General features: G+C 70.0%; 1 pseudogene. It reads left to right on the top strand.

The features are described 5' to 3' along the window. Positions 1-11,212, top strand: a pseudogene (locus L6E10_RS38370) (hypothetical protein); the annotation flags it as partial.

The following is an 11,212-nucleotide window of genomic DNA, read 5'->3' as shown; positions in this document are numbered from 1 at the left end:
CGGCGCCGCCGCCTCCCGGTTCGCCCTCGGCCACCCCCGCCCCGGCGCCGAACACCACCGCCGACCCGAACCTGGTCGCGGTGCCGCCGGCCGTCCCGCCCTCGCGGAACCCGGCGAACAACCAGGGCCCGCGGTCCGGCAACAACACCGACAGCGACAGCGACAGCGAGTCGGCGTACGAGGACGCCGTCGACTTCCAGACGACCGAGCAGCGGGTGGACAGCTACCGCGCCGAAAACCCGGCGAACGACTCCGGCTGGCAGCAGGACGAGAACGGCGGGCTCGCGTTCGGGCCGAACAAGCCGTCGGAGTTCGTCGGCATCAGGGTCGACGAGAACACCACGGTCGGCCTGACGCCGTACATGGTCAGGAAGTGGCTGGCGGACAACGGGATCAGGGTTCCGAAGGGGACCACCGTCGAATCCGCGATCCACCCCCTGCTCTACGACGCGAACCTGGGCGGCGGCAACCGCAAGCCCGAGATCTACGGCATCGACAACGCCGCCGACTTCCACAGCGAAATGATGGGCATCGCTGCGGAGCAGGACATCCAAGAGCAGCAGCACGTGCTCGACGCGGTGAACGACCTCGCCACGGACATCACGGGCAAGTACCCGCCGGACCAGTTCTCCTACGTCGGGCTGGGCCGCAGTCCCGCCGCCGTGGTCGCCGCGTTGCAGAACCAGGGCCACGACGCGGTGTCCATCCCGCTGTCGAACTTCCGGCCGTTGCCCTCGGACCCGAACTCGATCCTCATCCCCGCCTACCACGGCCCCGACGGCAAGCCCAAGACCGAGCCGCTGACCGACCAGCAGCAGGACATGCTGGACCAGCACTTCGACGAGTTCCTGGGTGACCTGCCGCCCGGCAAGAACGTGCTGCTGATCGACTACACGCAGGGCGGGCTGTCGCTCGTGTCCGCGCAGTACCAGTTGCAGCAGCACCTGAACCACAACGCCACGCCCGACGCTCCGCCTCCCCGCGTGCAGGCGTTCGCCATCCACGAGGCGACGAACCGCAACGACATCAACAAGACGATCAACGCCGCGGCGCTGCCGGGGTCGAGGTTCCAAGGCCTTTACGAGAGTTTCCTGGACGGCAGCGGCCGCCGGAACTCCCGCCAGGACTTCAGGAACAACATCGAGACCCACGAGATCCCGTTCCGGCACCCGCTCGGCGACGCGTTCCGCAAGGAAGCGTTCGACGAGTTCTCCGAGCACGGGTCTTACAAGATCCTCGAGCAGAACCCCGACACGTTCCAGCAGGACCGCCCGCACAGGAACAGCTCCGTCGTGTCCAATGCCACTTCCGCCTACGAGGTGCTGAGGGACGCCGTCGGGGAGGGCAGGCCCAAGCCGACGCCGGACACCGCGGACAACGCCAGGGACAGCGGTTCTCGCGACAACGACGCGAAGGGTGGCACTCGCGGCGCGCCCCCGTCGTCGTCGACCGGCACCCCCGACGCGAACACCGACGGGAAGTCCGACACCGACACGGCCTCGGACACCAACGCCCCCAACCAGAACTCGCCCCGGAACACCGACGGCGACAACCGCCCGACGCCCACCACCAGGGACGCGCCGGCGACCTCGCCCGCTCCCCCGGCGTCGGTGCCGCCGCCTCCCGCTCCCCCGGCACCGCCTGCTCCCAGCTCGAACACGAAGCCGGACGGCACTCGCAAGGACGTGCCGAAGGTCGGTGCGCCGCCGGCGATGACGCCGCCGACGCCGGAGTCGCACCGGGGCAAGGACGTCCTGAGCGACGAGTCGTGGCGTCACGACCCCGCCAGGACCGCGGAGTGGTCGAACCCGGACAACCCGGCCGACCGCAGCACCTGGGCCGACCGACGCAACGACACCGACGTCCGCACCGTCGACCTCGACGTGCGTGACGTGCGCACCGACAGCACGCCGTCGAAGATCGAGGCCTACAAGGGCCTCATCAACTACGACCTGCGCCGCATCGAGACCAGTCCCGGCAAGTTCGTGCAGGAATACACCGTCAAGGTCCACCTCGAACCTAACGGCAAGGTCACCGCCGACCAGCTCGCGCAGATCAGGGACAACGCCAGCAACGGCGTCAACAACTTGCTCAACCAGGGCTTCCGGCTGCCCAGCGGCGACCAGTTCCACGTCAACCTGGAGTTCACCGACAACAAGGCCGACGCCCACACCACGGTCAAGGTCGACCCGAAGAACCCCAACGTCGACCAGGACCACTGGAACCCCGACACCAGCCCCGAAGTCCTCGCCCACGAAACCCTGCACTACCTCGGCGTCCCCGACGAATACAAGGACACGACCCGAGTCCTGCAACAACACGACACGAACTCCGGCGTCCACCAGAACGACGGCGGTCTGATGGGCTCCGCCGCCCACCTGCCCGACCCCGGCATCCGGCCCCGCCATCTCTGGCTGATCGAACGCACTGCCAACAGCCAGGTCATGGTCCCCGACACGACCATCGACCCGCCCGGGCCCGCCACCGTGCCGCCACCCGCGGGCTGGACGCCCCAGCCACCGTCGAACGACGCCCCGGTGTCCACGCCCGGCACCGACGGCATCGACTCCGACCCGAACCCCGACGCCGACCTCCCGACCAGGCCGGCGACCATGCCCGGCAGGTTCTTCGACTCGGATTCCGACTCGAACAGCAACATCGACGTCGACGTCCGTCCGAACCAGACTCATCTGCCGAACCTGGACCGGGTGGGTCTGGTCGAGTCGGTGCTGCGCAGTGCGGCGTTCCAGAACGCGCCGGTCCCGAACGCCTCGCCGCTGGTCGGTTCCGCCGACGTGCGATCCACTGTGGACACCGTGCTGAACGACGTCCGGCAGAACCCGCAGAACCACAACCACCCCGGCCTGACCCCGCCCGCCCTGGCGAACTGGGTGGCGAACCAGGTCAGCCCGGACACCCTGGCGAAGTTCCACCCCGACCTGGAACCGAACACGCCAGGGCTCACCCCCGACGCCAAGACCCAGCAGTGGCGGGCGAACCTCGCCGACGACCTGGCGAACGGGTCGTCGAGGCGCTGGGACGTCGTGAACGCCGGCCCCAAGATCGCCGGCACGAACCCCGGCAACGTCGAGGTCATCAACCACCTGACCCAGCAGCTGAACGCGAACGGCGCGTTGCCGTCGCCCGCCGACCTGGTGGCGAAGGCGCTGGAAACGCCGTCGTGGGCCGACTCCCACGTCGGCTCGCACCTGCCCGATTCGATCGGGCAGGCGTTGGACGTGCAGCTCGTCGTCGACAACAACGGCGTGCAGACCGTGCACGGCCCGGACGGCGCGACGCAGGTGCAGATCAGCTCGCAGAACGGCACCTTCGGCGCACTCGGCGCCCCGTCGGTCCAAGAGGTCCGCGCCGGCATGGAGGCCTGGCTCGCGGGCAAGTCCTCGGCGGAGGTCAACCAGACCATCGCCGACCTCTACAAGGGCCGTCAGGACGAGGGCCTCTACCAGGCCGCGCAGAAGGTCCAGCTCGTCAAGCGCGCGGCCGCGCACCCCGGCGGCCCGCAGGCGTTCGTCAACGCCCTGCGGGAACGCGCCTCGACCCTCGAGAACCGCATCGCCGAGGTCAGGTCCCAGGCACCCCGCCGCAGGTCCAGCTTGTGGAGGAACCCGGAGCACGACGCGAAGCGGGCCCAGGTCGACGCGCAGGTCAAAACCCTCACCGACCTCCTCGACAGCACCAACAGCCAGATCGAGACCCTGGTCGCCCAGGGCCCGGGGCTCGGCACCACCCACCTCATCGACAAGTTCGTCGCGGGACCGAACGCGGACAAGCTCGAGCACCTCCCGGCGGACGTGCTGCCCCGCCTCGACGACCAGCTGACCGCGCAGATCACGGCGGCCGAGAACGCCGGGTTCGACGCCTCGGACCTGAAGCAGCTGCAGCAGCGGGTGCGCAACGAGGCCGACATCCGCACCGTGCTCAACCACGCTTCGACGCGTGGTCTGGACGGACTGACCTCCCAGGTGGACGACGCCAGGGAGGCGTTGCAGAACTACCGCGCCGGCAAAGCGTCGAACACGGGTTTCCAGGGCTTCCTGAACCAGATGCTCGGCCAGGAGGTCGACACCTCCGTCGACTTCGACCAGAAGATCGCCCAGGCCGAAGCCCTGGTGCAGCAGGCAGAGCGCAACCTGTCGTTCGTGAGCGATCCCGACTACAGCAACCGCTTCGAGAAGTCCGCGGAGAAGTACGCGAAGCTGCAGGCGGCGATGCAGCGCCTGGAGCAGCTCAACGCCGAGATCGACGCGCGTGGAGAGCGCCTGCGCGATCTCGACGCCAGGACCCGGGAGTTCAACGCACGCCAGCTGGCCCGCGCTCTCGAAGAGCACCGCACGCAGCGGGACACCGCAAGCATCTACAGCACTCCCGGCTTCGACACGCAGTCGGATGTCGACGCACAATCCGACGCTGACGCACGGTCCGACGCCGACGCTCAGTCGGACGTGGATGCTCAGTCGGACGTGGATGCGCAGCCGGACAACCGCGTGCTGACCCCGCGGCACGAGCACGCGGCGTTCCGGGCATCGCTGTACGGCAAGTCGCAGGCCGAACTCGCCGAGCTGGCCGAGCAGCACAGCACCCACCCGGACCGCTCGTTCGAGATCGAGCAGATGGCCCGCTACCAGGAGATCGCCCGCAAGCAAGGCGGCCTCCAGCAGCACCTGCAGGACCTGCAGAGCGAGATCCGCCAGACCCGCGAGGACGTCCGCGACCTCAGGCGGACCACCGACGCCCTGCCGGACGTGTTCAAGACCGAGCTGATGCGCACGGACCAGGCGCAGCGCTGGGCGGAGCAGCAACGGCTCATCGACCACGCGCGCCAGCTCGACCAGGAGCTCATGCGGCTGCAGTACGACCGCACCGACGCGCTGACCACCTACGCGCTCAACCTGCCCGCCGACACCACGGCACCCGAGTGGCAGACGGTGACGCCGGTCGACGCCGAGATCATCGAGAACCGCGTCACGGACCTGATCCGCGACGCGCGCATCGGCGGTCTCCCGACGCCGGAACTCGACCGCCTCTACGACCAGATCCGGGAAATCCGGATGATGGAGACGCCGTCACCGTCCCGGCCCGACACGCCCGTGCCGTCCCGGCCCGACACGCCGACGGTCGAGGTGGACGACTCGGCATCGATCCAATCCGACGACAGCACGTCCACCGAGTCGGACACCGACGCGCCGGACCACGACACCACCCCGCCGGCCGAGGTCCGCCAGGAGCAGGCCGCCCCGGCGGCCGAGCCGCGGCCGTTCATGCAGGACCCGTCGTCCCGCTCCGCGGGCCCGGACATGGACCTCGTCGTCCCCGGTGGCTTCGGTCCCGTCCACGAGGGCACGCCGCAGCGGTCGTTCGAGGCGTCGCTGTACGGCCTGGACACCGCGGCGCTGCGGGACCTGCAGCAGACGTACGGCCGTGACGCCGCACGCTCGGCGGCGATCGAGCACATGATCGAGGTCTCCCGGCAGGCGGGCCCGCCTGCCATCCACGACCAGCGCACGCGGATCGCCGAGCAGCGCCTCGACGAGATGAAGACGGCCCGTGACCGGTGGAACGCCTCGGACATCGTGCCCGACCGCTTCAAGACCCAGACGATGCTCGACGAGCAGGCGAACCGGCGGGCTGCCGCGGACCGCCAGGTCGAGTACTACCAGCAGCGGGTCGACCAGCTCACGAACAACCGCGACGCGGCTCTCACCACGCACGCGCTGCAGCTGCCGGCCGACGTGAACGCGCCCGCCTGGCGGCAGTTCGGCGACGCCGACCTCGCGGCCGTGCGCGGTCACGTCGACCAGCAGATCCGGGACGCGCAGGCGGGTGGGCACAACACCGCCCACCTCGAGGCTTTCCTCGACTTCACCAACGAGCTCCAGGAGACGCGTCAGAACGAGGACGCGGACACCCGTCCCGCGCCGGAACCGGAGACCCGTCCCGCGCCGCCCAGGCCGACGCCCAACCCCGTCATCCCGATGACGACGATGGCGCCGCAGCCGGTCGGCCAGCTCCCGGACACGAACCTGCCGAGCTTCTTCCAGGACAACAAGGCGCTCGGCTCGATCGTGCCGACCGACGTGCGCGGCGCGGACGCGGTGGTGCGGGGGATCAACGGGCTGCGGCCCGACGACGCCGCCCGCATTAAGAACGCGATCGAGACCGACTTCGAGACGTTCCTCGGTGACGGGCGCAACTTCCAGGTGAAGATCGGCAACGCCTGGTTCGAGGCGAACGTCCGCGCGGAGATGCACGCGGACGGGAGCAGCACCACCGACGCCGCGAACACGAAGGTCGACAAGAACTACCAGGCCGCCGCCGCGTCCACGACGACGAACAGCATCTCGACGTCCAACGACGTCGGCGGTGCGGTGACGGCCGGCGTGGCGATGGGCCCGTACGGCTCGCTGGGCGGCAAGGCCGCGCTCGCGACGCCCGCGGTGTCGCAGGCCACCAGCACCTCCATCACCGAGCAGCGTGCGATCAAGGGATCGGACTCCGGGTCCAAGAAGATCACCGTGCCGGTCTCGTACGAGATCACGCTGTACGACGCGTCGGGCAACCCCTCGCTGTTCTCGACGCTGAGCACCGGTCCCGACGTGACGCTGCAGGTCCCGACGGACCTCAGCACGATCGTCGACTCCGGCAAGTCCTCCGCGGCGGTCACGCCGGCCGACGCGGCGTGGGGTCTCAAGGCCGAGAACGCCGTGCCGGAAGCCGTGGTGGTCAAGGACTCCGGGAAGCTGTTCAACGACGTCGCGGAGAACCTGCACCCGTCGATCACCAAGATCGGTTCGCCGGGGCGTGAGGCGCTGCAGAACTTCCTGAGCCCGACCTCGATCCGCAACAACCTGCCCGCGATGCTCGGCGGCTTCGTCACCTCGCCGGACCTGATCAGCCCGCACGCCGGCAAGGGTGCCGCGGTGCAGATGAAGGCGACGCTGAAGGACGCGAAGCTCGTCGGCACGCACGCCGACGCGGCGCTGGACCTCAAGGACACCTTCTCCTGGGGCAGCAGTGTGTCCGCGTCCACCAAGACCGGGTTCGACGTCACCGCGGGCTTCGGGGGCAACATCGGTGTCCCCGGCAAGGTCGGCGGCACCGTCGGCGCGACCGGCGGGTACTCCGCGCGCACCGCGGAGGGCGTCAACGCCGGGACGAGCTCCAGCCGCAAGTCCGGCATCGGGGTCAAGGCCGAGATCGGCATGTACGAGGTCACCGCCGAGGTCGAGGTCCAGGGACCCGCGGGCAAGCCCGTGACCATGGAGATCACGACCCACATGCGCATGGGTCTGGGCGAGGCCGGTGCGGTGGGCCTGCCGACCCCGGCCGGCACCCGCAACTCCACGACCGACCCGGCGACCGCGAACACCAGGTTCCTGCCGCCCTACGTCGCCGACACGCTCGCCGCGGGCAACGCCAAGGTGGGCGAGTTCGTGCCCGCGACGCAGGTGCAGAACCAGGTCGAGACGAAGCTGCGCGAGCTGCCCGGGTTCGAGAAGTTCCTGCCGAAGTGGACCAACCCGGACGCGAACCCCCGCTCCAGCAAGGGCCAGGGCTTCGGTGACGTGGCCGTGCAGCTCGCGAACCAGCGCAAGCTGGACGCGAACCTGTCCCCGGCCGCGCTGAAGGCGAACATGGACAGCCTGCTCGGTCCGGGCGTGCAGGTGCAGCTGAAGAACTCCGGCAAGACGACGAACACCTACGTCAACGTCACGGTCAAGGCGAAGCTGACCGACCCGAAGCACCTCGGCAAGGCCGAGGGGCGCCCGGTCAGCGACTCCACCACGAGCGGCCCGAAGCTCGACGCCAACACCAGCACCACCAAGGGCTGGACCGGTGGCATCACCGGCAGGGCCAACATCCCGGTGAAGACCGGCGTCGCCTCGCTGACCCCGATGCCGCAGGCCGGTGCGTCCTACAGCCACTCGTGGACGGACAAGACCTCGGCCGGACCGGCCGTGAGCACCACCTCGTCCAACCCCGGCAGTCCGGACGCCCAGGTGTTCCAGGGCGACGTGGAGTTCGAGGTGGAGATCACCACGTTCACGCGGCCCCGGAAGTGGGTCCGCACCATCGTGCCCGGTGCGCCCGGCCGGCACGCACCGGACGTGAAGACCGTCGCCAAGACCGGCGCCGGCCTGGACAAGATCGACGGCAAGGTCAACCTGTGGGTGTCGGACTCCTCGACGCTCAAGGACGACCCCGGTGACGGTTTCAAGCCGGGTGACCCGTCGGCCACGCCGATCGAGAACTCCCCGACCGTCAAGGACCTGCTGAACCCGGCACAGGCCCGTCCGAAGTCGCCGGAGTTCCTCCACGTGGAGGCCGTCGCCAACACGACGGAGCTGCGGGACCAGGCGATCGACGCGCTCAACCGCGCGGCCAAGGGCGACTCGGCGCTCACCACGCCGGGCACGGAGTCACGGGCGCAGATCGACAAGATGTTCGCCCCGGAGAACATCAAGGCGAACCTGCAGCGGCTCATCGAGACCGGCGTGCAGGAGCAGGGCCTCAAGTACGACCGCCGCGTCGCCGACCGCTCCGGCGCGCTCGGCATGTCGGTCAAGCTCGGTCAGGCGAAGCTGGTGTCCATCTCGGACGCCACCGGCACCGACAACGCGTTCAGCGGTGGCTACAAGGCCGGTGGGTCGTCCACGACCAGCAGGTCGGTCGACCTCGTCGCCGGCATCAACGTCCCGGTGCGGCCCAACGTCACCCCGCCGCCCGCCGGCCAGCCGTCGAACCCCAGCGGGTCCGGCGGTGTCGCGGTCACCGGCAAGTGGACGCCGTGGTCGGACAACAAGACCACGGCGAACGAGATCGGCGGCAACGTCGACCGCGGCCGGACCACACCGGACGACGCCCGGACCGTGCTGGTCCAGGTCGACGCCGAGTTCACCATCGTCGGTGAGAGCCGCGCCGAGAACTTCGTGCACGGCGGCGCGCCGAACGCCGAGGGCGTGAAGGTGAGCCTGCCGAAGTCCGTCTTCGTGCGGGTGTCCGAGGACGTCGCGCGGGAGATGGGTGTGCTGCCGAGGGTGGCGCCGAACGTCCCCAAGCCCGACTTCCCGAAGATGGCGCCGCCGTCGACGGTGGCACCGGGCGAGCCCGGCGCGCTCGGGCTGTCCAACGTGGAGAAGGTCCCGGACCTCTCGGCGGCGGTCAACGAGCTCACGACGAAGCTGTCCACGAACACCAAGAAGTTCGGCAGCGACGCGCTGATCCCGGACTCCGTGCTCAAGGACTCGATGAGCAACCTGCAGCGCATCGTCGACCTCAACTCGCCGTCCAGCGTGAAGGCGATGATCGACAGCGCCCTGGACGGCGGCGTGCCGCTGCTGGTCCACCAGCCCGGCACGTTCGGCAAGGACTCCTACCAGGTCACGCTGCGGGCGAAGACGGGCGAGCCGAAGTTCGACCAGGTCGTCAACGACGGCGTCGACATGTCCCACAACGACGGCGGCTCCCGCAAGGAGAGTGACGGCAAGGGCCGCGGCACCGGCTGGGGCTTCGGCCTGCGGGCACCGGGCCTCGCCTCGCCGGGGAGCGCGAACCCGAACGTCTCCGGCACCGCGGGTCTCAGCGTGATCGCGAACGTCGGCTCCGCCCAGAGCAGCTCGGTGACGGCCTCGACCAGCACGGCGTTCGGCCACAACCGCACGGCGAGCGGTCCGGCGGCGCGCTACAACGTGCCGGTCGAGTTCGAGCTCGTCGTGGAGAAGGGCGACAAGGAGGTCGCGAAGGTCCGCAGCGCCGAGCAGGACATGGTCGTCCGCACGCACGCGGACAACCAGAAGGTCTCGGAGCCGACGACCGGTCGCGGCACCCCGCAGCCCTACATGTCGGCGGCGAGCAGGCGCGGCAGCGAGTTCGGCACGCCGGAGGCGACCTACGCCTTCCAGCAGGACAGCCGGGCCACCCAGCTGCCGGCGACCGCGTCGGTGGAGAACCTGCGCGGCGCGGGCGACCTGCGCGACGCCGCCGTGAAGGCGATGACGGAGGCCGGCGCGGGCAAGGGCCTCACCGGCAAGGGCACGGGCTCGCTCAACAGCCTGCTCTCGACGCTCAGCCCGGAGAACCTGCAGCCGCACCTGCCCGCGATGCTGTCCGGCCCGCTCGACGTGCCGGGTCTCAAGGAGGCGGCGCTGACGTTCGGCCAGGACGCCGACGTCAAGGTCTACGCGAAGCTCGTGAACCCGCAGCTGGGCTCGCTCAGCGACGGCGTCAAGATCGATACCCCGCTGACCACGAAGACGACCGACGTCTCCAGCGAGGCCAAGGTCGCCGACACCTCCGACGTGGCCGTGGGCGTCGCCCAGGGCAGCGCGGCGGTCAAGCAGGGCGACCCGAGGGACACCGTCAACGTCGGCACCGGCGGCGTCGAGCTGAAGCACGCCAACGAGGACTCGTCCGCGGTCTCCGGCGGCCCGGCGCAGGCCCAGGGCGGGAGCGTCAAGCCCAAGGACCCGTCGCGCACCGGTCTCGTGCAGTTCGACGTCGAGTACCGCGTGGTCGCGACGATCGGCGGCAAGACCGGCGTCGTCGACCTGACGGTGCCCGGCTCGGCCGGCGTGCGCATGCCCGCCACCGAGGTCGAGTCGATGCTGAACCAGACCTTCAGCGACTCGTTGAAGGACGCCCAGACCGAGGTCAAGAAGACGGCCGACGACTGGCGCGAGGCGGAGAAGAAGGTCGACGAGGCCCGGCACGAAGCCCAGGAGGTCATCAACTCCGCGGCCGCCGTGCTGGCGAGGACCGACCAGCCGCTGGGTGACGCCGCGACGAAGCTGAACACGGCGATCGAGAACCACGTCAACGCCGAGGCCGAGCTCCGGACGCGGCAGACGGCGTTCGACACCGCCGTGGCGGACGTCGCGCGGACCCGCGCGGCGATCCAGGACCTGACGCCGCGGATCTCGTCGCTCAGCCAGGACGCGCTCGCGACCAAGGACGCCCTGGACGACGCCCAGATCGGCGGAGCGCCGAAGGCCGAGCTGGACCGGCTCGGGCGGGAGGCCGACGCGGCGCACACCGCGTTGACCAACGCCCAGCAGCAGCTCACCGACGCCCACACGCAGCTCGACGCGCAACGCAAGACCGCCGTCGACGCCCGCGCGGAGCTCCAGGCGCAGCAGAAGGCCGTCACCGACGCCGAAAAGGCCCGCACCGACGCCGAGGAAGCCCACAAGGCGCC

The sequence above is a fragment of the Lentzea sp. CC55 genome, assembly GCF_021056325.1.
GTDB lineage: Bacteria > Actinomycetota > Actinomycetes > Mycobacteriales > Pseudonocardiaceae > Lentzea > Lentzea jiangxiensis.
The sequence above is the reverse complement of the archived record's forward strand: the minus strand, read 5'-3'. Positions and strand labels throughout refer to the sequence as shown.